At 57.2% G+C, this 20,088-nt stretch carries 25 protein-coding genes and 2 pseudogenes; 16 read left to right on the top strand and 11 right to left on the bottom strand.

Features of this window, described 5'->3' with window-relative positions; all coding sequences use genetic code 11:
- The first annotated feature begins 43 nt into the window (after window positions 1-43).
- From JCM25143_RS04525 to JCM25143_RS04500, 6 genes are all read left to right on the top strand, one after another.
- Window positions 44-463 (top strand): chemotaxis protein CheW, encoded by a 420-nt coding sequence (locus JCM25143_RS04525; RefSeq protein ID WP_025860176.1) that lies wholly within the window; start codon window positions 44-46, stop codon window positions 461-463.
- Window positions 460-1,302: a CheR family methyltransferase gene (locus JCM25143_RS04520; RefSeq protein WP_025860175.1), complete on the top strand. Its 843-nt coding sequence runs from the start codon at window positions 460-462 to the stop codon at window positions 1,300-1,302. Before JCM25143_RS04525 ends, JCM25143_RS04520 begins: the two co-directional genes overlap by 4 nt.
- Window positions 1,303-1,305: 3 nt before the next feature.
- Entirely contained in the window at window positions 1,306-2,355 is a 1,050-nt protein-coding gene (locus JCM25143_RS04515; protein ID WP_025860174.1) for a protein-glutamate methylesterase/protein-glutamine glutaminase, read from the top strand.
- Between the two features lie 82 nt (window positions 2,356-2,437).
- Complete coding sequence (locus tag JCM25143_RS04510) at window positions 2,438-2,827, top strand: response regulator (RefSeq protein ID WP_025860173.1); 390 nt, start codon at window positions 2,438-2,440, stop codon at window positions 2,825-2,827.
- A 132-nt stretch (window positions 2,828-2,959) separates the two neighbouring features.
- On the top strand, window positions 2,960-3,382 hold the full coding sequence (locus tag JCM25143_RS16875; protein WP_234394968.1) for a chemotaxis protein CheD: 423 nt from the start codon (window positions 2,960-2,962) through the stop codon (window positions 3,380-3,382).
- A 29-nt stretch (window positions 3,383-3,411) separates the two neighbouring features.
- Window positions 3,412-3,792, top strand: a complete 381-nt coding sequence (locus JCM25143_RS04500) for a hypothetical protein (protein WP_025860172.1) — start codon at window positions 3,412-3,414, stop codon at window positions 3,790-3,792.
- Between the two features lie 61 nt (window positions 3,793-3,853).
- Here the strand turns inward: JCM25143_RS04500 and JCM25143_RS04495 are convergent, their stop codons facing one another.
- From JCM25143_RS04495 to JCM25143_RS04485, 3 genes are all read right to left on the bottom strand, one after another.
- Window positions 3,854-4,249, bottom strand: coding sequence for a flagellar biosynthesis regulator FlaF (locus JCM25143_RS04495; protein WP_025860171.1), 396 nt, complete (start codon window positions 4,247-4,249; stop codon window positions 3,854-3,856).
- Window positions 4,250-4,433: 184 nt separating this feature from the next.
- Window positions 4,434-5,420 (bottom strand): flagellin, encoded by a 987-nt coding sequence (locus JCM25143_RS04490; protein ID WP_025860170.1) that lies wholly within the window; start codon window positions 5,418-5,420, stop codon window positions 4,434-4,436.
- Between the two features lie 163 nt (window positions 5,421-5,583).
- A complete protein-coding gene (locus JCM25143_RS04485) occupies window positions 5,584-6,258 on the bottom strand; it encodes a hypothetical protein (RefSeq protein ID WP_025860169.1) in 675 nt (224 codons plus the stop codon).
- 360 nt (window positions 6,259-6,618) lie between these two features.
- Here JCM25143_RS04485 and JCM25143_RS04480 point away from each other — a divergent pair, with 360 nt between their 5' ends.
- The 9 genes and pseudogenes from JCM25143_RS04480 to JCM25143_RS22675 all read left to right on the top strand — a co-directional run bounded on the left by JCM25143_RS04480 (window position 6,619) and on the right by JCM25143_RS22675 (window position 14,125).
- The gene (locus JCM25143_RS04480; RefSeq protein WP_234394967.1) at window positions 6,619-6,966 is read left to right on the top strand and encodes a flagellar hook-basal body complex protein FliE; all 348 of its coding nucleotides are present in this window, start codon (window positions 6,619-6,621) and stop codon (window positions 6,964-6,966) included.
- 11 nt (window positions 6,967-6,977) lie between these two features.
- The gene (locus JCM25143_RS04475) at window positions 6,978-7,253 is read left to right on the top strand and encodes a flagellar biosynthetic protein FliQ (protein WP_025860167.1); all 276 of its coding nucleotides are present in this window, start codon (window positions 6,978-6,980) and stop codon (window positions 7,251-7,253) included.
- 34 nt (window positions 7,254-7,287) lie between these two features.
- Window positions 7,288-8,100, top strand: a complete 813-nt coding sequence (locus JCM25143_RS04470) for a flagellar biosynthetic protein FliR (protein ID WP_025860166.1) — start codon at window positions 7,288-7,290, stop codon at window positions 8,098-8,100.
- 12 nt (window positions 8,101-8,112) lie between these two features.
- On the top strand, window positions 8,113-9,201 hold the full coding sequence (locus JCM25143_RS04465) for an EscU/YscU/HrcU family type III secretion system export apparatus switch protein (RefSeq protein ID WP_025860165.1): 1,089 nt from the start codon (window positions 8,113-8,115) through the stop codon (window positions 9,199-9,201).
- A 259-nt stretch (window positions 9,202-9,460) separates the two neighbouring features.
- Window positions 9,461-11,158, top strand: a complete 1,698-nt coding sequence (locus tag JCM25143_RS04460) for a flagellar hook-basal body complex protein (protein WP_025860164.1) — start codon at window positions 9,461-9,463, stop codon at window positions 11,156-11,158.
- Between the two features lie 251 nt (window positions 11,159-11,409).
- Window positions 11,410-11,862 (top strand): flagellar basal body-associated FliL family protein, encoded by a 453-nt coding sequence (locus JCM25143_RS16870; protein WP_051542888.1) that lies wholly within the window; start codon window positions 11,410-11,412, stop codon window positions 11,860-11,862.
- 136 nt (window positions 11,863-11,998) lie between these two features.
- Window positions 11,999-12,897 (top strand): annotated as a pseudogene (locus tag JCM25143_RS23450) (hypothetical protein).
- An 11-nt stretch (window positions 12,898-12,908) separates the two neighbouring features.
- Window positions 12,909-13,214 carry a FliM/FliN family flagellar motor switch protein gene (locus JCM25143_RS23440; RefSeq protein WP_234394964.1) on the top strand — a complete coding sequence of 102 codons (306 nt, stop codon included), beginning with the start codon at window positions 12,909-12,911 and terminating at the stop codon, window positions 13,212-13,214.
- A gap of 77 nt (window positions 13,215-13,291) precedes the next feature.
- Entirely contained in the window at window positions 13,292-14,125 is an 834-nt protein-coding gene (locus JCM25143_RS22675; RefSeq protein ID WP_025860163.1) for a DUF6468 domain-containing protein, read from the top strand.
- Here JCM25143_RS22675 and JCM25143_RS04440 read toward each other — a convergent pair.
- The 5 genes and pseudogenes from JCM25143_RS04440 to JCM25143_RS16850 all read right to left on the bottom strand — a co-directional run bounded on the left by JCM25143_RS04440 (window position 14,106) and on the right by JCM25143_RS16850 (window position 17,350).
- Complete coding sequence (locus JCM25143_RS04440) at window positions 14,106-14,615, bottom strand: hypothetical protein (protein ID WP_025860162.1); 510 nt, start codon at window positions 14,613-14,615, stop codon at window positions 14,106-14,108. The two genes, JCM25143_RS22675 and JCM25143_RS04440, sit on opposite strands and share 20 nt — an antisense overlap.
- Before the next feature lie 188 nt (window positions 14,616-14,803).
- Window positions 14,804-15,343: a glycosyltransferase family 25 protein gene (locus tag JCM25143_RS16855; RefSeq protein WP_051542885.1), complete on the bottom strand. Its 540-nt coding sequence runs from the start codon at window positions 15,341-15,343 to the stop codon at window positions 14,804-14,806.
- Between the two features lie 51 nt (window positions 15,344-15,394).
- Window positions 15,395-15,823, bottom strand: coding sequence for a flagellar protein FlgN (locus JCM25143_RS04430; protein ID WP_025860161.1), 429 nt, complete (start codon window positions 15,821-15,823; stop codon window positions 15,395-15,397).
- A complete protein-coding gene (locus tag JCM25143_RS04425) occupies window positions 15,820-16,140 on the bottom strand; it encodes a rod-binding protein (RefSeq protein ID WP_025860160.1) in 321 nt (106 codons plus the stop codon). The genes JCM25143_RS04430 and JCM25143_RS04425 overlap by 4 nt, the downstream gene beginning before the upstream one ends.
- A gap of 3 nt (window positions 16,141-16,143) precedes the next feature.
- Window positions 16,144-17,350: pseudogene (locus JCM25143_RS16850) on the bottom strand (flagellar basal body P-ring protein FlgI).
- Window positions 17,351-17,558: 208 nt separating this feature from the next.
- Here JCM25143_RS16850 and JCM25143_RS04415 point away from each other — a divergent pair.
- On the top strand, window positions 17,559-18,428 hold the full coding sequence (locus JCM25143_RS04415) for a transglycosylase SLT domain-containing protein (RefSeq protein ID WP_025860159.1): 870 nt from the start codon (window positions 17,559-17,561) through the stop codon (window positions 18,426-18,428).
- 59 nt (window positions 18,429-18,487) lie between these two features.
- Here JCM25143_RS04415 and JCM25143_RS21885 read toward each other — a convergent pair whose 3' ends face one another.
- The 3 genes from JCM25143_RS21885 to JCM25143_RS21875 are packed head-to-tail and all read right to left on the bottom strand — an operon-like array spanning window position 18,488 to window position 20,026.
- Entirely contained in the window at window positions 18,488-19,216 is a 729-nt protein-coding gene (locus JCM25143_RS21885; RefSeq protein WP_148300011.1) for a glycosyltransferase family 9 protein, read from the bottom strand.
- Complete coding sequence (locus JCM25143_RS21880) at window positions 19,126-19,632, bottom strand: tetratricopeptide repeat protein (protein ID WP_148300010.1); 507 nt, start codon at window positions 19,630-19,632, stop codon at window positions 19,126-19,128. The genes JCM25143_RS21885 and JCM25143_RS21880 overlap by 91 nt, the downstream gene beginning before the upstream one ends.
- On the bottom strand, window positions 19,589-20,026 hold the full coding sequence (locus JCM25143_RS21875) for a hypothetical protein (protein WP_148300009.1): 438 nt from the start codon (window positions 20,024-20,026) through the stop codon (window positions 19,589-19,591). Before JCM25143_RS21875 ends, JCM25143_RS21880 begins: the two co-directional genes overlap by 44 nt.
- Window positions 20,027-20,088: the final 62 nt, after the last annotated feature.

Below are 20,088 nucleotides of genomic sequence, written 5' to 3'. Positions count from 1 at the left end.
CGGAAAAAAACAAAGAAGACGGCGTGGACGCAAGATTGTCAAAATGATCGTGTTTGCCATCGGGGATCAGGAATACTGTATTCCTATCCTGAGCGTGCGCGAAATCCGTGGGTTTGAAAAAACCACGGCCCTGCCGTTTGCCCCTCATTATGTGTGTGGCGCAATCAACCTGCGTGGCATTATTCTGACAGTTATTGATCTGGCCATTTATCTCAACATCCAGCCGCAGGCCGATAACCCGCGCCGTGTTGCGATTATTGTCGAATCTAAAAACGGCGTTGTCTGCGGCCTGCTGGTTGATCGCGTGATCGACATGGCTGATATCGACATGAATGACGTGCAGGCGGTGTCCGAGGAAAGCAGCAGCCTGAGCGGCCTTGTCATGGTTAATGACCGGATGATTGGCGTGCTGCAGCTTGAAACCGTTGTGGGTGAACTCGTTGGGGACATGGTCACCGAATGAAGTCCCTGATGCCGGGTGCGGAGACGGATTATACCGACGCTGATTTTCAACGGGTGCGCGGTATAGCCTTTGAGGAAGCGGGAATCAGCCTGCCCGATTCCAAAAAAACGCTTGTTTACTCGCGTCTTTCCCGCAGGTTGCGGGAGCTGGGTTATGGCTCGTTCCAGAGTTATCTGGACTTTGTGAAAACTCCCGCTGGCAAGCCGGAGATGGAAAAGCTCATCTGCGCCCTGACCACGAATGTGACGAGCTTTTTCAGGGAAAAAAAGCACTTTGAGCACCTCGAGGCCGAAGTGCTGCCTCGCCTTGCCCGCACAGCCCGCAGCGGTGGGCGCGTGCGTTTATGGTCCGCAGCCTGTTCAACCGGGCCGGAGCCATGGAGCATGGCCATGTCCGTCATGTCGGTCATTCCTGATGCGGCCTCGCACGATGTCCGGCTACTGGCCACCGATATCAATTCCGAAGTGGTGGCTCAGGCTGCCAGCGGTACGTACCCGCCTTCTGAGACGGATGGTATCTCGGCGGAAAACCGTAAGAAATTTATGGAACCCTGTGGAGACGGTAACCTGCGCTTTACAGGGCCTATCTGCCAGTTGCCTGCTTTTCGGGTTCTGAACCTGAACGCCGAATGGCCGATCAAGGGCACATTTTCCGCGATTTTCTGCCGGAACGTGGTCATTTATTTTGACGATGAAACGCGCGAGAAATTGTGGCGTCGTCTGGCAGATCGTCTGGAGCCGGGCGGGTTCCTGTATGTCGGCCATTCGGAGCGGGTTGCCACGACCACACAGTGCCGTCTGGAACAGGTTGCCCCCACTATTTATAGAAAGGACTCGTAAACCATGGAGCAACCTGTAAAGGTTCTCGTGGTCGATGACTCACGGACAATACGCGCGCTTATCCGCCGCTCGTTTGAGCAGTACCCCCAGATTGTTATCTGTGGCGAAGCAGCCAATCCGATTGAAGCGCGCGATCTGATTATCAAGGACCAGCCCGACGTCATTACTCTGGACGTTGAAATGCCCGGTATGAACGGGCTGCAGTTTCTTGAAAAAATCATGCGCCTGCGGCCGATCCCGGTTGTTATGGTTTCAGCGCTGACCGCGCGTGGTGCCGAAACGGCCATTACCGCGTTGCAGATGGGGGCGTTTGACTGCTTTCCCAAACCGGTTTCGGTTATGGGAACAGATGCCTTTGCGGGGTTGGCACGGCTTGTTATTCAGGCGGCGCATTCCTGCCCCGGTGCACGGGCCGGGGCCTCGCAGGCTGTATCAGCCAGTGTGGTGCCGCATGGCCCTGAACGGAACTGGGCCCGGGCGTTTGAGCTGGTGGCCATTGGTTCTTCAACCGGCGGAGTGGAAGCACTCGAGCAGGTGCTGTCGGGTTTTCCACGGCAGAGCCCTCCTATCGTGATCTGCCAGCACATGCCTGCGCTGTTTACAGCTAGTTTTTCGAACCGGCTTAATCAGAAAATCACTGCACTTTCCATTGCTGAGGGCAAGGACGGTGAGGTTCTGAACCATGGGGATGTCAGGATTGCACCTGGCGGTGAACGGCATATGGTGGTTGAACGGCGAGATGGTCATTATATGACGCGCTTGCTGAGCGCGCCGCCAGTAAATGGCCATTGTCCTTCGGTAGACATGCTGTTCGATTCCGTGGCGGAGGCGGTAGGGCGGGAAGCTCTTGGTGTTATCCTGACCGGTATGGGGCAGGATGGTGCAGAAGGGCTGCTTGCCATGCGCCGTGCAGGAGCGCAGACGATTGCTCAGGACAAGGCGTCCTCGGTAGTCTATGGCATGCCGAGGGTCGCGGCTGAAATCGGGGCGGCGGAGCATATCGTTCCCCTGAGTCAGATTGCGATGGCAGCCATGGCCATGCGGGCGCATTAAAGAACTATATGGGTGGAATACCGCCTGCGATGGCGGGAACGGCGTGTTGGCCGTAAATAAAAAACGGGAAAAGGGTTAGACAATGCCAGCGGCATCGCAGATCAGGGCTCTTATTGTTGATGACCAGTCGTCCATTCGGCAGGTCTTGGCCAATAGCCTTGCCCAGCTTGGGTTTACGAACATTGCCCAGCGTAAGGATGGCAAGGAAGCTGTCGAGTATCTTGATCAGAACCCGGCACATCTTGTTATTTCCGATTTCAACATGCCGGTTATGGATGGGCTGGCGTTGCTGAAAGCGGTGCGTGCCAACCCCAAGACCCAGAAGGTCGCCTTTATTATTCTGACCAGTGAAGCCAGCAAGGATCTGGTGCAGGAAGCCGTGAAGGCGGGCGTCAATAACTTTCTGGCCAAGCCTTATACGGTAGCGAAACTGCGTGAAGTTCTGGAAAAAGTGTTCGGGCCTATCACGTGAGGCATATTGAGGGCGCTACGACTGTTATTCAGGGGGAGGTGGTTATCTCGGATAACCCTTCCACTGTGCTTGTGACCCTGCTGGGTTCATGTATTTCAGTCTGTATGTTTGACCCGACCGCTCATGTGGGAGATGAACCATTTCCTCCTGCCTGGTGGCGGCGGCGGTCAGGATGGCATGGCGTTGCGCTTTGGCGTGAATTCCATGGAAATGCTGATCAATGGCATCCTGAAAGCCGGGGGCAACCGCAATACGCTGGTTTGCAAGGTATTTGGGGGGGCGGCGGTTGTTCCGTCACTCGGGCGGGTTGGCCATGAGAACTGCCATTTTGTAAAACAGTACCTTGCTGATGAAGGTATAGAGTGTATTTCGCATAGTCTTGGTGGTTTTCTGGCTAGGCGCGTCAGATTCTGGCCGACAACAGGCCGGGCGCAACAGCATCTGGTGCAGGATACCCAGGCTATTGGGCGACAGGAAGAAGCCTATAACCGGCGCGAAACGGAAGCGGGCCGCAAATGGGCAAAAGAAGCAATATCCGATGTGGAACTGTTTTGAGTGCCGGGTCTGAAAAGGATGCAAAGAGAATGTCGTCTGTGATGAACACCGCTCTCCCGTCTGAAACGATTTCCGTTCAGCACGCGCTTGAAAAAGTGACGGGACTGCTCGAAACAGCCGGCGCCTCTTTTCTCGATGCACAGAATACTGTGGATGAATGCACCAAGACACTGGTTCTGTGCGATCAGGAAGTACAGAGCCTGCAACAACTCGATGTTGCGACCCAGACTGTCGAGGCAGTCGTATCAATTTTAAAAAATATTCTGGCTGATCCCGCACTTGATCTGTCAGCAGACATGCCTCTGCCTAGCCTGTATTCAGGTGTGAAGCTGAGTGAGATTGTCAGGATTCTGAAGGGGGAGCCGGGCGATCATGTGCCGATCCCGGCTGGGGAAGTCGATCTGTTCTGACTTCCCGGCAGCTTATGCCAGTAAACTTCCGTTTTGGGCATAAGCTACGAGAGTAAGGGTTTTATAAAGCGCCGTAAGACATGTCGCTTTCGACAACGGACGATGCTTCCAGACCCTCAAGCACATTTTGCGCAATATCGATCAGCGGGTCAAAGCTGAGCGACGGGTCGACCAATAACTTGATACCATAACGCTGCGCCTGATCGGCTAGACGTATGAACAGTTCCCGGTCTTCCAGCGGCGTGGCTGCACCCGTCTCGCTGATATTGGCTTTCATGATAATGCCCCACATCTTCTGATGCTTGTCGAGCACGGCGCTGCGTATGACTGGGTCTGTGGTGTCGCGGGCTTTTTCCAGTTCGACCAGCAGGAGCCTGAAACAGGCTGCGTCGGCCTCTCTGCCGCTAATGGCGGTTTCACTGACAGCTTGATAGGCTCTCATTGCCGGGTGGATCATCGTGTTACCATCTGTAGCCTGTTTTGCTGGCAGCTAAAGAAAAGCACCAGCCTACAGAAGAAATATCCTACTCCGGCGATACTGACCAGATGGCATATAAAATTTGCGCGAGAGTACAAAAAGAAACACCCCCGGCCAAATGGCCGGGGGTGCTCCGTAACGCGCCCTAAAGCGAGTGTCGTTCTTACTGGAAGAGCGACAGGATGCTCTGGGACTGGGAGTTCGCGATCGTCAGCGACTTGATGGCCAGCGACTGCTTGGTCTGCAGCGAGGTCAGCTGAGCGCTGGCGGCAGACATGTCCGCATCGGTCAGAGCGCCAACGCCCTGAGTGATGTTGTCGGACAGCGTGGTGCCGAAGCTGGACATGCTGGAGATGATGGAGGAGTTGGAACCCAGCTTGGAAGCGATCGTGGTCATCGCGGTGATGGCCTGTTCGATCAGGGCCACCATCTGCTGAGCCGTGCTGCCAGCTGCGCCGGAGGCGAACGTCGTGGTGTTCAGGCTGTTGCCCGAGGTCACGAAGATGTTGGCGCTGGCGGCGTCGCTGGAAGCCAGACCGCTCGTCAGGCCCAGGGCGTCCGTCAGGCTGGAGCCGGAGCCAGCAGCGTAGGTGAAGGAGGTGCCCAGAGCGCCGGAGGTCATGGCGCCGGAGATTTCCGTGTGCAGGCCGCTGATGACGTTCGTGTCACCACCAAGGCTGGTCAGGTAGGTGAGGCTGGTGCCCTGGATGCCAACGCCATCGGTGGCGCTGTTCACCAGCAGGTTAACACCGTTCAGCGTGGCGTTACGAGCGATAACGTTGATGGCGTTCAGCGTCTGCGTGATGGAGTCGCTGGTGTCGCTGATGCTGCTGCTGCTGGTCTGGTTGTTGGTCAGCGTATTGACCAGGCCCTGGATGGACTTCAGGTCGGTCAGGATGCTGCTGACGGCGGTCGTCGTGGTGTTAACAACCTGGGCGGCGAAGGTCAGGCCGGAGTTCACGGCGCTCAGGCCGGAGTTCTGACCGCTCAGCTGCTGGGAGATGGAGTAAGCAGCGGCGTTGTCAGAAGCGTTGTTGACCTTCTTGCCGGTCGAAACGACGTTTTCGGTGTTGCTCAGCGAGGTCTGGGTTGCGTCCAGGGTTTCGATGGCGACCAGTGCGGAGGCGTTGGTGTTAATTGAAAGAGTCACGAGTATTCTCCATGCCAAATCGGACTGGCCCTCGCCAGTTCTTGGTCAGTAAAGCCCGAAATGGCTAAGAGAAAGTTACCAGATTTTGACTTTCATTCTGTCAGGACGAAAAAAACAAAAAAGCCCGATATTTTTTATAACACACTGAAATGAATGGATTTTCTTATTCGAGCGGTCCGTTGGAAATGCGGACCATCAGCGTTATGGGGTTCCCGGCGGTGTCCGTTCCCACGTGAAAATTTGTCCATTTTCCGATACCGAAAACCCATGTGCCGGAAAAACTGGCCACAAAGGGGTGGGGTTTGCAGACGGCGGCTCCATCCTGGGCCGGGGGCGCGGAGTCCTGCTGCTGGGCGCACTGCGCCAGATCCGCAGCGCTGATAGGGGCATAGATGTTGGAGTCCATCTGCGCGGTGCGGCCACGAATCTGGATTGTGCCATCCACGCCGGTTTTTTCGCCTGCTGATGTGTTGCCCGTATCAGCCGTGGAAGCCCCGCGGATGACGATATCGGAAAACTTGGTGGCATCATTGGCGCAGACTTCGACAGAGGCAGCGCCAAGAAGCTGATCCTGCCCGGAATCGCCCCCTTGGCGGAGTATGCCGCGCACTTCCGCAATATGTACGGCTCCGGCGGGGCAGCGCAGTCCATCATCACCAACATTGGGCATATCGGAGTGGTGGCCTGCCATGTCTGCTGACATGTCCTGTGCAGCTTTGCCAGTTGCATGGGCCTGCGATGCGAGCAGGCCCAGAGTGACCATGCCGCCAAGCAGGGATGCCGTGCGTATGGCTTTATACTGTGCCACGATGCCTGCGAGCGGGAGTGAATGCCTCATGCGTTTAAAATTCCTGCTTTCGAATGGCCTTGCTGGCCCGTGGTCTGCCGGGCTGGCTGTCGCGCCCTGATCGGAGTGGAGCATGTCTGTCTTGGGCGGCAGAGTACCGTATCCTGCAAAATCTTGCCATGACTATGCAGCTAAAGGGCCGAGGGATTTGCCTGCCTTGCCGGTGGATGTGGTCTTTGTCTGCTGTTTCGTCGCTATCACACAGGGCGGGAAAAGAGTGTGACAGTGTGGCGTGGTGGTGAAAAGACTCTGGTCTTGTGATGTCTTAATGGCTAGTTTACACGCGGTACGTATCAGGCGGGGTTTTGCCCTGCCGGTGGCGATTTTGGCGGATCAGACACAGGGCCTGAAATGATAACGAGCGACCTCGCGACGCGCAGTGTTGATGCGCTTAATGCTTACGGGCAGACACAGCAGACCCTTAATGCGTCCACCGATGGTCTGGCGGGTGATGAGAGTACGGGGTCTTCTTCCGATGTTGTTTCCAGCTTTGGTTCTGTGCTGAACGGGGCCATTCAGAGTGCGATCCAGACCCAGAAAACATCCGAAGCCCAGACAGCACTTGGTGTGTCCGGGCAGGGTAACCTGACTGATATCGCTACCTCGGTAGCAGAAGCCAAACTGACCCTGCAGAGCGTTACGACCGTGCGCGACAAGATCGTGCAGGCGTATCAGGATGTCATGAAAATGTCGATCTAAGGCATGGTTCCGTGAACCATACGGTCGATGTCCATGAAATATTGCGACAGACGCTGGTTGTTGCCGTAAAAATGGGGGCGCCGTCGCTTCTGGCGTCCCTCTGTGCTGGTGTTCTCGTCTCGCTGTTTCAGGCTATGACGCAGATCAACGAAGCAACACTTTCCTTTGTGCCGAAATTTATTGCTGCCATTGGGGCCCTGCTTCTGACGGGGTCTTTCATGTATTCCACGCTCAATACCTACGCCCACACCATTTTCGATCAGATGATTCTGGTTGGCGGTTCGTAATGGGGTGGCCAGCGCGTAAGGGGCTGGTGTGGACATGGCTATAACCTCCCTTTTCCCCGGTGGCTCCGTGGCCGAACTGGCTGCCATGTTTCTGGTGGTGCTTTGCCGGGTGAGTGCTCTGGTCATGACATCTCCCGGCCTGGGGGAGCAGACATCGCCCATGCAGGTGCGGGCAGGGGTGGCGCTCGTAACAACTTTTGCCATTCTGCCGGTCGTGCAGGATAAGCTCTCTCTAGTAACGGGGGCGGCCATACACCGTCCGTTCCTGATTGTGGCGATTATTGCAGGTGAACTGCTGTGCGGCGGGTTTATCGGCTGGCTGGCCAAGCTGATTGCGCTGGCTATGAACATCGCCATGCAGATCATCGCAGTACTGACCGGCCTAGCTAGCGTTTTGCAGCCGGATGCGGAACTGGGGGCGGGCAGTACAGCGCTCAGCCATCTGGGTGCCTCCATGGTGCCGGTCATTTTCCTGTCTACCGGGCTTTATGTGTTGCCGTTGGCTGCTGTTGTGGGGTCTTACACCCTGTTCCCGCCCGGACAGATGCCCATGATTGACGATATGGCCAGTAGCGTAATCCGCACCACGGCGCAGAGTTTTGCTCTGGCCATGCAGCTTGCCGCCCCTTTTGTGCTGATTGGCACTTTGTGGCCGGCCATGCTGGGTGTGCTTAACCGTCTGCTGCCCACGATACAGGTGTATGGCATTGCCATGCCTGCCCAGATTCTTGGGGGCGTTCTGCTGCTGGCCGTGCTGCTGCAGGTTATGTCCGGGGTCTGGCAGGAAAAAATGGGCGATCTGCTTTTGGGACTGCCCGGTATTGGGGCAGGCCCAACGCGGCATTAGGGGCGGGTTGCCATGGCGGAAGAAGGAGCCGGCGGGGGCGAGCGGTCACAAGACCCGACAGGCAAACGGCTTGAAACCGCGCGCGAGGAGGGTAATGTTGCCCAGTCGCGCGAATTGCAGATGTTTGTTGTTCTGGCTCTGTTTCTTATGGTTTTCACCATGGAAACAGCAGAAGCGGCGCGGGTGTTTGTGCACCGTATGCGCGCGCTCATGGAACATTTTGACGGTATTCCCCAAGATAATGCTGCCATATATGGCGCAACCATGCAGGCGCTGATCGAAGGGGCGCGACTAGCCGGGCCTTTGGTGCTGGTCATTATGGTTACGGTTGTAGTCTTTGGTTTTATACAAACAGGTTTTCTGTTTAGGCCGGAAGCTGTTGCATTCGACATCACGCGCCTTTCCCCCCTGAAAGGGATCAAACGGGTATTCAGTGTCACCAATCTGGTGGAAGTGCTCAAAAGCCTGATCAAGTTCTGTGTGTTTGGTCTGCTGCTGTATGGGGTGGCCAAAGGTACGGTTCATGTGGCGCCGGAGGCCGAGCGCTGGAGCTTTACACATCTGACATCGGAACTGGTGTCGTGGTTTTTGTACGCAACGCTTACAATTCTGGTGGTGCAGAGCGGCATTGCCCTGCTGGATGACATGTGGACCCGCTATCACCGTATGACCGGGTTGCGGATGAGCTTTCAGGATATCAAGGAAGAAACCCGGCAGACCGAGGGTGATCCACATATCAAAGGCAAGCGGCAGCAGATTCGCCGCAGGCGGGCGCGGCAGCGTATGCTTCAGGCAGTCAAAAACGCCACGGTTGTGGTCACTAACCCGACCCATTACGCCGTGGCGCTCGAATATCAGAGTGGCACTGATACAGCCCCCCGGATCGTGGCCAAGGGTATGGATGATCTGGCGGCGCGTATCCGTATGACAGCGGAAGATGCAAAAGTGCCCGTGGTGCGTAACCCGACACTGGCCCGTGGCCTGTATACCCTGCCAGTGGATTCCGAGATCCCGCCCGAATATTTTCAGCCTGTCGCGGCGATCATTGCCTATGTGATGAAGCTCAAAACCCCCGGATCGCGGGTTGTGCGGCGGAATTAAGCGTTCCTGACCCGAAGGCGCAGTTTTCTGGGGGTAATAGTTAGGAAAACCTTGCGTTTCATGGCAGGCATGCTACTCACTAATCAAACGCAAGGCAGTATGTGTCGCGCTGGGAATGTTTCAGCCGCCATTCCATGCTCGTGTGGTCGGGAATCCGGTTTCTGCTTTCCCCGTGCAGGGTGGTAGGGGCAGGGTAAACGGTCATTCTGCTGAAAAGCGGACGGGACGGACAGCAGCGCGCGCAAGGCAGGGACAGCTCATGTCGGTTTTCAATGCCCTTTCAACGGCCGTAAGCGGTATTAACGCGCAGTCGACCGCATTTACCAATCTCAGTAATAACATCGCCAATAGCCAGACCGTTGGCTACAAGGCGACCACAACGGCCTTTCAGGACTTTGTGGCGGGTGCGGGCGGTAACAGCGCCTCGGCCGATGTTTCCGATTCTGTCGCTGCCCTGACCATCCAGCACGTGGATAACCAGGGGACGTCCTCCACCAGCACCGATGCGCTGGCGACCTCGATTTCGGGCGACGGGCTCTTTGTCGTTTCCAAGGGAACGAGCAGCGGCCAGACCTACTACACCCGCAACGGCGAAGTGTATGAGGACAAGTCCGGTTATCTGGTCAACACCAGTGGGTATTACCTTGAAGGCTATATGGTGGATCAGTCCACCGGCACGCTTGGCACAACGCTGACGCAGCTCAACGTTTCCAACGTGACGTTCAAGCCGACAGAAACCACGACCCTGACGTCAACCTCCACGGTGGGTACGTCAACGGGCACGGATCAGACCTACACCACGGCTCCGACCACCGTTTACGATTCCACGGGCACGGCGCATCAGATCGGTCTGGTATGGACGCAGAGCACGTCTGATAGCTCCAAATGGACTGTGCAGGCTTATGATGCCGATGGTAGCGGCGCGATCAGCAATGCATCGCCTTCGCCCTACATCGTCACCTTCGACAGCAGCACTGGTGCCATGACGTCGGTTACGGATGCAACCGGTTCGGTTGTGGCCAATACGACCGGCACCTCGGCTGAAATTCCTATCACCGCGACGTATAACGGCGTGGCCCAGACCATCAAGCTTGATCTGGGGAGCATTGGTTCCACCAGCGGTACAGTGGTTGCGACTTCGAGCAGCGGCACGGCCAGTACGTCGCAGGGTAGCACTCTGGTTGCGGGCACCGGCAATACCCTGACCATGGATTCCACGAGCGGTGCGGTCAATATTGCTGCGGAAACCGGCACGGACGACACCTACATGACCACGCCGCTGACACTGTCTGACGGCAGCACAGTTTCGGCCCTGTGGACCAAGAATACGACGACAGCCTCCACCGTGAACGACGAACAGACCTGGACCGTCAAGCTGGTGGACCCGTATTCAACCTCCACGTCTGACTCGACCACGGCTCAGGTGACGTTCAAGTCCGATGGCTCCATCGACACCATCAATGGCTCCACCACTGGCAGCATCTCCTTTACGGATTCCAGTGGCACAACCCAGACGATGAACCTGACCTCCAGCTCGGTCAAACTCGGTAGTTCTTCGCCCTATACCGACACCACCGCGATTACCAGCGACAGCATTTCCACCGGCACCTATGAAGGTGCGGAAATCACCAGCGATGGTTCCGTCATGGCGCAGTTCAGCACCGGCACGCAGCTGATTGGCAAGATCGCGCTGGCTAACTTTGCCAATGTGAACGGTCTGGAAGCTGTGGACGGGCAGGCTTATGTGGCCACAACGTCTTCAGGCAATGCGAATATTGGTGTTTCTGGCGAAAATGGCACGGGCACGCTTTCGGTCGGTTATGTTGAATCCTCAACAACCGATCTGACGAAAGATCTGTCCTCCATGATCGTGGCGCAGGAAGCTTACACGGCTAACACCAAGGTGGTGACGTCGGCCAACACGATGCTTCAGGCAACGATCGCAATGATCCAGTAAGCTGGGCCTGAACGGGCGGGGGCTTCGGGTTTCCCGCTTTGTGTCTGGTACAGAGTAATGCGGCTTTATGCTTCGTGCAGAAGTGTAAGGCCGTTTTACATTTCCGGTTCCGGGCTTTGTGCTGCCGTGAGCCGTCGTTTCATTCATGATTTAACGGTTCATGGCAGGTCGAAGCCATTGAGCCCGCATGGAACTCTCGCTAGAGTGACCGTACTACATACGTGTTCTCATGATACCGGAGCCGCCCAGAAATGAGTGAAACTGTAACCGACGGCGCAGCTGCCGCTAATGCCGCGGATGCACATGCGGGTGCGGCCAAGAAAAAGAAGCTGGTCATTATCGGCGTGGTTGTGGTCGTGCTTCTTCTGCTGGTGGGCGGTGGCTTCTGGGCGAAGGACAGGTTCTTCAAATCTGTTGGCAGCACAATGGCCAGCAATAGCAAGATGGCACAGGATGCTCTGCATCCGCCGATCATTCTGGGTATCCCCACCATTGTCTCCAACCTTGATAGTGGCGATGGTAGGCCGGTTTATGTCAAACTGACTGCCAAGGTGGAAGTTGTCGGAGCCCCGAACGAGGCGGCCTTGCAGAATATCGTGCCGCAGATTCAGGATATTTTTCAGACATACCTGCACGAAACCCGCCCGCAGGATATCCGTGGCAACGGTATTTACCGGCTTCATGAAGCATTATGCGCCGCCTGAGGGTGGAACTAGCGCCGCTGGAAGTCAGAAACCTGTATTTTGTCGAATTCCTTGTCCAGTAGGCCCGTGGTCTTTTTGTGGGTGGGGTTTTCTGGTGCATTTGGGCTAATTTATTAAAACCGTGGCGAAAAACGACATGCAGGATGCAGAAGACACGATGGCTGGTGGCGAGCCGCATGAGGCAACCACGGATGAGGCTCATGTCGGCGCGGACATGCAGGCCTCGCATGCCGAAGAGTCTGATCATGTAGAGGCCGCAGCCTCCGCACAGGATGAGCACGATGATGCGGAGCATGATGCTGCTTCCATGAGCGGGCATGTGCTCGACCAGTCCGAAATCGACAGTCTGCTGGGCAATACGTTTTCAGCGCACCCTGTGCGTGAAGAAACAGGCATAGAGCGTATCATCAAGGCAGGGTTTGTTGCTTACGAGCGCCTGCCGATGCTCGAAATCGTTTTCGACCGGCTTGTGCGGCTCCTGTCTTCCACGCTGCGTAACTTTACCAATGACAACGTCGAAATCACGATGGAGAGCATGCGCTCCATGTGTTTTGGCGATTACATGAACACCGTTCCTTCTTCCTCGCTCTTTGCCGTGTTCAAGGCGGTGCAGTGGGAGAATTACGGGCTTGTGGTTGTTGATTCCTCGCTGTCTTATTCCATTATCGACATCCTTATGGGTGGCCCACGCGGCACCGGGCATGCCGGACCAGAAAACCGCCCGCATACAGCCATTGAACGTGCGCTGATCGAAAAACTGATTACGCTCACGCTGGATGATCTGTCCTCGGCGTTCAGCCTGTCTGTGCGATTGATCTGGCGTTTGAGCGCTTGGAGGTCAGTTCCCGGTTTGCAGCGATTGCCCGTGCGTCCAACGCCGTGGTCATGACCAAGCTGCATATCGACATGGAAGACCGTAGCGGCAATCTGGATCTGATTATCCCCTACGCAACACTTGAACCGTGCGTGACCAGCTTTCCCAGCAGTTCATGGGCGAGCGGTTCGGTCGTGATTCAATCTGGGAAAATCACCTGATATCCGAAATCATGGAAACGGATGTCGAGGTTTCCGCGGTGCTGGAAGAAAGAACCGTGCCGCTGGCGGAAGTGCTGGGTATCAAACCCGGTATGCAGATAACCTTCCCGCATCGCGCAGGCACGCCTATTCATGTCAGGCTCCAGTGCGGGCAGACGCAGTTGTTTCAGGGGCGTCTTGGGCAGTTGCACGGGAGTTCCGCTGTCAAGATAGAGCGGCGTCTGCTGCCGCCTGACCCGCATCTTCCGCACCCCCCGGGGCCCGATGCCCCGGCTGCAACGCCAGCCCCGGCCGAGGCCGTCGCTAAAACGGCTTAAATGCTATACGGCGCAAGGATATGTCTGTATCCGATGCGTAACCTGTCAACCCGGTCAGACTGAAGGACACCAGACAGATGCTGACACAGATCCAGATGATCATTGAGGTCGTGCTGTCGATTTTCCTGTTTTTGGGAATAGTCTACAGTTTCTATCTTGGCCGGGTGCTGTCCAACCTCAAGCGTGACCGCGAAAGCCTGCTGGGTCTGGTTGAAAAACTGGAAAGCAGCGTCAAAAGTGCTGATCAGGGCGTTGAAAAGCTGCGTATTGCAGGCGAGGTCAGCGGGCGTCCGCTCAGCCGCATGGTGGAGCAGGCTAAGCTCGCCGGGGTTGAACTCGACAGTGTAGTCAATAAGGCGGATGCCGCAGCAGACAGGCTGGAAGCACTGGTAACGCAGTTGCCGGTTCAGGAAAAAAGGCTCGAAAACCTGATCGAGAAAGCGGCTGATCTGCGTCTTGAGCAACTGCGTGAAGAAAAAACCGCAGCGCAGGAAGCCGAACAGTCTGAGGTATCGGCACCGCAGGGCGAAGAACCGCTGGAAAAGCAGGCCGGTGATCCGGCTGATGCGGAACAGCCCGTTGCAGGCAAGGCAGTGGAAGAAGCCGCGTCTGGGCAGAAAGATAAGGCGAGACCGTTACCAAAAAAACGGATGCGGCCAGCAGGGATGGTAAAAAAGCCGCTCCTGCTGCATCGCGTAACGCTGGCGGTAATGCTGGTGGCACCACTACGGTTGCTACTGGTGGCAAGGCGGCATCGGGCAATGCACGGCTGCGCAAACGCCCGTATATGCAGATGCTGGAACAGACTTTTCTGGGCAGGCAGGGAGAGTAAGGAGCGCGCGTTACGATGCACGCTCCCGCTTTTTATTTCCTGCTGTCAGGTAAACGTATTTACCAGTAAGCGCCTATGACATGCTGGGGCTGGCTTGGCCCTGGATCAGCGCTGGCAGACCATGCGCTCCAGTCCCATTCCGCTGTATCGCGGCGGGTTTCATCGGCCATTTGCGGCATGCTGGGCAGGGTGTAATCGGGCTTGTAGTTCTGTTTATTCTGCCGTGCCTCGGCCTCAGCCGCGGAAACCAGCGTGCGGTAAGCAATGTCTGACCCCATATAGACACAACCGCAGGCGATGGGGTCCGCATAGACATAAACCGGCCCAACGGACGAGGTCCGGTATGTCAGCTCTCCGGGGGGGAGTGTATTCATCATGGCGTAGCGGGCGGTTGTATTAGCCGCATGGGCGACAAAACCAGCCGCTGACAGCTTCATCTCTTCTTTGAGATAGGGCGTGGCGGGGGAGCCTGCACATCCGGCCAGTGTCAGGCAGGCGGCAAACGCCATGCCCACAGGCCTGTAGCGCCGCTGTTCAGGCGTATCAGCACGGAAATAGGTGAAGCGCATGTGAAGCTCCTCCGGGTTTCAGACCGGTGCAGACATGTCAGACAGGCTGAGTGGGGGCACGCTGACAAACGCACTGATATCCATGTAGTAACGGTTCATCAGAATACTGAGGTCAGTTGCTTCAAGCATCTGGCCGCCAAGGCAGTAATGCAGCACTTCTTCTGTATTCAGGGGCAGGCAGCTTTTGATCAGCTTGGCGGCACCTGAGGCGAAATGGCATAGCTGCCAAAGCCGAACATCTGCACAAGGCGGAAGGGCAGGGAGGCAATGCCGACCTTGTTGAAGTCCTTGACGTGCTTTTGCACGGAATCCTGAAAATACATGGTCGTGGCATGGGTAACGCCGGGCAGCAGCTCATACTGCATGACATTGTCGCCCGCCCAGTCCCAACAGACGATGTCCCAGTTGGCGGGTAGCTTTTCAATGATTTCCTTGCTGGCGTCCACAAAGTTACGGCACAGCACTGTGCGGTCGCTAAACACATAAGCGCCGGTGCCGGAGCGCATGACCGTGCCCCAGAGCGAAACATGATTGAGCGCGCTGGCGAGCGCATCGGGGGAGAAGAGGCAGCTTTCGGCAACAAGCCCAGCCTGCTTCATGGCGGCAATATCCACGGATGTGGCGTCCAGCCCCTTGAACGGCACGATATCAGGCACATGGGCGTTAAGGCGCTGGAAAGACTCGCTGCGTTCGGGAGCGCTGTCGAGGCTGATAAAAAACTTGTCCATGTATGATCCTGAAAATGCACGTAGGTAAAAAAGAAGCGGGTAGGAAAAGCTTTATACGTCGCTGCGCAGGGTCATGGCGCCCTGCGCCCGATGGTCCTGCACGTAATGACCAGACGCGGCATAGCCGGTGATGCTTTCCTGCGCGGCTTCAAGAATAAGCTGAATGACGCTGTTCTGTGTGTCGATAGCCTGCTGCAGCCTCTGCTGATTGATGGCGATCAGGCTTTTGAATTCTTCAGCCGCTTTTTCCAGATCCGCAGGGAGTGCTGTGTTTTCCTGCCCGGTTTGCGCCAGTATTTTCGTGCGCTCGACCAGAGCGCCTTCAAGCGCTGCGATTTCTTTCTGCTTTGCAGGCAGCAGTTCGGTGATTTTCTGGAACTTCAGTTCGGCCAGAAAGTCGTTTTCTTTTTCAAGAACCCGGCACACTTTCTGAAAGCTGCGCAGGATCAGGCTTTCCTGCTTGCTCAGGGTGGCGCTCATGACTGCGCCTGTTCCTGCATGGCCAGCAACTGGCGGTACACGTTGTTGGCAATGCCCAGACCGCCGCTATTAGCGATCTGCTTGCCCATTTCCTGCACCTGAAGGTCGCGGAACTGCTTTTCGCCTGCGCCGCCGCCAAACATCGAATCGGACATATCGACGGTATCGAACATAGGCTGGAGCATTTCGCCTATTGTCACGCCTTCGAAATCCACTGCCGCCTTGTGTGCCTGTTCAAGCTGGGCAGGCGTCAGGCTGGACTGAGATGAGAGCGCTTGCTGATTATTCGACAGCGCTGAAAGAATGGCTGAACTCATGTCTTACCTCACCTCAAGGTCGGCCTGCAGCGCGCCGTCAGCTTGATGGCCTGCAGAATGCTGATCATGTCGCGCGGGCCCATGCCAAGGGCGTTCATGCCCGAAACCAGACTGGCCAGCGTAGGCCCTTCACGCAGGATACCCAGCCGCTGCGAACTGCCCGTGCTGGCGTTGATCTGTGTGCGCGGCAGAATGGCGGTGGTGCCGTTGGAGAACGGCCCCGGCTGGGAAGCCTGCGGCGTTTCCGTAATCTGGATCGTGAGGTTGCCCTGGGCGATGGCCACCGTGCTGATACGCACATTATCACCCATGACGATGGTGCCGCTGGCTTCATCCACGATCACCTTGGCCATGGTATCGGGCTCGACCGTCAGATCGCCAATGCGGAACAGGGTTTGGGCTGGATCACGACCGGACAGGTTGATGGCGATGGTGCGGGGGTCTTCAACGCGGGCCATGTTGCGGGCAATGGAGCGGTTGATAGCCTCCACAATACGGGTCGCGGTTGTGAAATTGGGGTTGCGGAGCGAGAGATGGATAAGCCCGCCCGAACCGAGCGAGACTGGCACTTCACGTTCCACCACCGCACCATTGGCGATATGGCCGCTGGTGGGGATGTTCTGCGAGACGCTGGCCCCGGCCCCTGCCGCTGAAAACGCGTTAGTGACAAGTGAGCCCTGCGCCACGGCATAGACTTCACCATCGGCTGCCTGCAGGGGGGTAACCAGCAGCGTGCCGCCCGTCAGGTCGCGGGCATCGCCCGCGGCGGAGACGGTGACGTCAATATGCCCACCCCCATGCGAGAAGGGGGGGAGTGTCGCCGTTACCATCACGGCGGCCACGTCATGGGTCTGCAACTGGATCTGCCGGTCGCGGATGTTAACGCCCAGACGGTTGAGCATGCGATAAGCGTTTCGCGGGTGAAGATCGTATTGGTCAGACGATCGCCCGAGCCGTTCAGGCCGACTACCAGACCATATCCGACGAGTTGGTTGTCTCGCACGCCTTCATAATCGACAATGTCCTTGATACGGACAATGGCGGCTCGGGCTGGGGCTGGGGGGAGTGTAGCAGTCAGGAAAAGTGCCGCTACCAGCGCGGACAAAGCCTGTTTTGATCTGACATGAAGCCAGCGGCATGCAGTAAAACCCTGAGTGGGAGAGCAGGCGCGCTTGTGGGGGCCAATGTTCGCCTTGAGGCGATTCCTCATAGAACTGCTCACCTTTTAGCATTGCTGACCACAGCCGTTTTCATCAGGGCCACGGCTTTGTTAAGATACTCGGCATGGCGCAGACATTCAATGGCTAGTTGTCCATGCGCCAGATCGGTTTCTGCCGGATACGGCGCTCGGGATGATGAAATTATTATGGCATGCCGTCTTTCTGGCTCTGGCGGCCTGAATGCTGTAAGGAAGCTGCATGTCCGTCTTCAATCCCTATTCCCGCTTCGGCCTGATGGTGCTTGGAGCGCTGCTGGCTATCGGGCAGAGTGCCGAGGCCAGATCGCCCGAGGCTATGTCGTGCATTACGGCAGCAGCGCAGGCTGAACGTGCCGAGCGCATACCCGAAGGCTTTCTGTTTGCCATGAGCAAGGTAGAGAGCGGGCGTGTTGAGGCCGATGGCGTGGTTGCGCCATGGCCATGGACCATTACCGCCGCCGGTGTGGGGCATTATTACCAGAGCAAGCAGGAGGCCGTGGCCGCCGTGCAGACGTTCCGCGATCAGGGGGTAAACTCTCTGGATGTGGGCTGTATGCAGATCAACCTGCAACAGCACCCCGATGCTTTTCCATCGGTCGAGCTAGCGTTTGATCCGGTGCGCAACGCACAGTATGCCGGCCTGTTCCTGCGGCAGATGTACGACAAGACGGGAAGCTGGCCCCGTGCCGCTGCGGCCTATCATTCCCAGACACCGGGTGTCGGCACGCCGTATCAGTGGAAGGTGCTGGAAGCCTGGGCTGTTCCGCAGGATGGCCACGAGCCAGCCAATGCTGAGCATAAGACGGGCGCCGGGCTGCTGGCCAAGGGTTCGCCCTTGTTTAATTCGCCCGTGCTGCCGGCCGCGAGCCGTGAGCCCACGATCCTCAAGCCCTCTGAGGGGGGCGAGCAGGTGGCTTCTGATGAGCGTCCCGCTCCTGCACAGGTCTTTCATCCGTTTATGGGTATGCGGAGTTTTTCGGAACCTGTGGCGCGTAAGCCTGCCACCGCAGGGCTGCGGGGCCGCTCTCTGGCCTCTTACCGGGCATCGCCCGTTGCGCTCGCTGTTCCTCGCAAGTTCGCAACGGACTGAGAAGCCCGCCCCCGTTTTTAAGGGGGCGGTTTTGGAAGTTTAGGGCGCTTTCCAGTTGGCTACCCATTCGTGCAGGGCAGCGCCGACTTCTTTCCATGTCGGGATAAATGACAGTTCCTTGGCGCGGAAAATCCGCATGCGGGATACCATGGCGTGGTATCGCCTTCGTCGCGCCAGCGCCAGCAGGCATCCCTGCGGCTGACAAGCCATGTCGGGCGGCCAAGTCCACCTGCCAGATGCAGGGGCGATGTATCCACCGAAATGATCAGGTCCAGATTTTCCATGATGGCAGCCGTATCCGCCATGTCGTTCACACTGCGCATGGGGTCGGCAATGGGCTGACCTTCCCATGCCAGAATCTGCTGGTGCGGGGGGCCGAACTGGAGATTGACAAGGGTGGCGTCTACCGGCGTCAGGGCGGCGGCCATATCTTGCAGGTTGCTGGAGCGCCGCCGGTCGGTCAGGACAAATTCAGCCTTGATGCGCTGCGCACCTGCCCAGACCAGCCCGATACGCGGGCGACCGGGCGGGAGCATGGCGGCGAATTTTTCGATATCGGCAGGGTCTGCCCGCAGGTAGGGAATATTGGCCGGAATGGTCTCGTCTGACACAACGCCCACAATATAGGGCAGGTCGGGAATGGGGGCCGAGTAGTCGTACCCTTCTTCGCGGTTTTCACCGAATTTGCGGATTTCTTTTACGGTGGCTCGGGGGAAGGACTGGGCGAGCAGGCGCACCAGCGGACGGGGTACGGTGATGGTGAGATCAGCCCGGCCTCGATCAGCCATGCGGCGGAGCGAATGAACTGGAGCGTGTCGCCAAAGCCCTGTTCTTGATACAGGATGACCCGTTTTCCTGCGACATCATCGCCCTGACGCAGGCGGGGTAGGGTGATAAACCACCACGCCTCGTTATCCACAATCGGGTCGCGCTGCGCGTAGTTGTGCCAGCCTTCCTTGAAATCCCCGGCCTTGATTTGCGAGACGGCGTAGCCAAAGGCGGGGCGCTTCTTGTCATTTGCCAGTTCCACAGCACGGCGGAACCATGGCAGCGCTTCACGCGAGCGGCCGACATTCTGCAAGGCGCAGGCCATGTTGTTGACAAGAGCGAAGGTCTCCTCGCCCGTCTGGTGCCAGAACTCTAGAATTCTGATGGCCTCATCAAGCGGCCAGTATCGAGCAACGCTTTGGAAAGGTTCTCGCACAGATCAGCCGGCGTGTGGGGTTCTGTTCGATCAGTGTCGCGAACAGACCATAGCCTTCGGCTTCCTCGCCAGTGGTAATGAGGGAATTGGCCAGAGACAGCTTGGCGGGCAGGTTGTAGGGCTCGCGCTGGACGACATGGCGCATGAGAATCACCACCACATCATGCCGGGCGGTGTATTCCCACAGCATGCTGGCAGCGGCAGCGACCATGGTTGTGTCATCAAGATGCTTGCCGACAATGTCGAGAATGAGCGGAAAGGCTTCCGTGCCCCGCTGTTCCAGAAAAAGTTTAACACCAACGCCATACAGGCTGTGGGGTGTCGGGTGGGCCTTCAGGTCCTCTATTTCTTTTTCGGTAACGGAAGCGGTCTCTGCGCCCGGTTGAGCCGTCATGCTTGATGTGTCCTGTCTCTGTTCGAACCGGCGGGAGGTTCGTGCTGCACCATACCATAACC

The organism is Acetobacter papayae JCM 25143 (assembly GCF_000613285.1).
GTDB classification, from domain to species: Bacteria; Pseudomonadota; Alphaproteobacteria; order Acetobacterales; family Acetobacteraceae; genus Acetobacter; species Acetobacter papayae.
Note: the sequence above shows the minus strand (reverse complement) of the source record. Positions and strands in the feature narration are given on the sequence as shown.

Coding starts and splice junctions, on each gene's coding strand:
- JCM25143_RS04500 (WP_025860172.1), top strand. CDS start 3,412: ATGTCGTCTGTGATGAACACCGCTCTCCCGTCTGAAACGATTTCCGTT.
- JCM25143_RS04515 (WP_025860174.1), top strand. CDS start 1,306: ATGGAGCAACCTGTAAAGGTTCTCGTGGTCGATGACTCACGGACAATA.
- JCM25143_RS04465 (WP_025860165.1), top strand. CDS start 8,113: ATGGCGGAAGAAGGAGCCGGCGGGGGCGAGCGGTCACAAGACCCGACA.
- JCM25143_RS16875 (WP_234394968.1), top strand. CDS start 2,960: ATGAACCATTTCCTCCTGCCTGGTGGCGGCGGCGGTCAGGATGGCATG.
- JCM25143_RS22675 (WP_025860163.1), top strand. CDS start 13,292: ATGCTGACACAGATCCAGATGATCATTGAGGTCGTGCTGTCGATTTTC.
- JCM25143_RS04495 (WP_025860171.1), bottom strand. CDS start 4,249: ATGATCCACCCGGCAATGAGAGCCTATCAAGCTGTCAGTGAAACCGCC.
- JCM25143_RS21875 (WP_148300009.1), bottom strand. CDS start 20,026: ATGACGGCTCAACCGGGCGCAGAGACCGCTTCCGTTACCGAAAAAGAA.
- JCM25143_RS04440 (WP_025860162.1), bottom strand. CDS start 14,615: ATGCGCTTCACCTATTTCCGTGCTGATACGCCTGAACAGCGGCGCTAC.
- JCM25143_RS04520 (WP_025860175.1), top strand. CDS start 460: ATGAAGTCCCTGATGCCGGGTGCGGAGACGGATTATACCGACGCTGAT.
- JCM25143_RS16870 (WP_051542888.1), top strand. CDS start 11,410: ATGAGTGAAACTGTAACCGACGGCGCAGCTGCCGCTAATGCCGCGGAT.
- JCM25143_RS21885 (WP_148300011.1), bottom strand. CDS start 19,216: ATGGCTGATCGAGGCCGGGCTGATCTCACCATCACCGTACCCCGTCCG.
- JCM25143_RS04425 (WP_025860160.1), bottom strand. CDS start 16,140: ATGAGTTCAGCCATTCTTTCAGCGCTGTCGAATAATCAGCAAGCGCTC.
- JCM25143_RS04430 (WP_025860161.1), bottom strand. CDS start 15,823: ATGAGCGCCACCCTGAGCAAGCAGGAAAGCCTGATCCTGCGCAGCTTT.
- JCM25143_RS04485 (WP_025860169.1), bottom strand. CDS start 6,258: ATGAGGCATTCACTCCCGCTCGCAGGCATCGTGGCACAGTATAAAGCC.
- JCM25143_RS04480 (WP_234394967.1), top strand. CDS start 6,619: ATGATAACGAGCGACCTCGCGACGCGCAGTGTTGATGCGCTTAATGCT.
- JCM25143_RS04460 (WP_025860164.1), top strand. CDS start 9,461: ATGTCGGTTTTCAATGCCCTTTCAACGGCCGTAAGCGGTATTAACGCG.
- JCM25143_RS04510 (WP_025860173.1), top strand. CDS start 2,438: ATGCCAGCGGCATCGCAGATCAGGGCTCTTATTGTTGATGACCAGTCG.
- JCM25143_RS04525 (WP_025860176.1), top strand. CDS start 44: ATGATCGTGTTTGCCATCGGGGATCAGGAATACTGTATTCCTATCCTG.
- JCM25143_RS23440 (WP_234394964.1), top strand. CDS start 12,909: ATGGAAACGGATGTCGAGGTTTCCGCGGTGCTGGAAGAAAGAACCGTG.
- JCM25143_RS16855 (WP_051542885.1), bottom strand. CDS start 15,343: ATGGACAAGTTTTTTATCAGCCTCGACAGCGCTCCCGAACGCAGCGAG.
- JCM25143_RS04470 (WP_025860166.1), top strand. CDS start 7,288: ATGGCTATAACCTCCCTTTTCCCCGGTGGCTCCGTGGCCGAACTGGCT.
- JCM25143_RS04415 (WP_025860159.1), top strand. CDS start 17,559: ATGTCCGTCTTCAATCCCTATTCCCGCTTCGGCCTGATGGTGCTTGGA.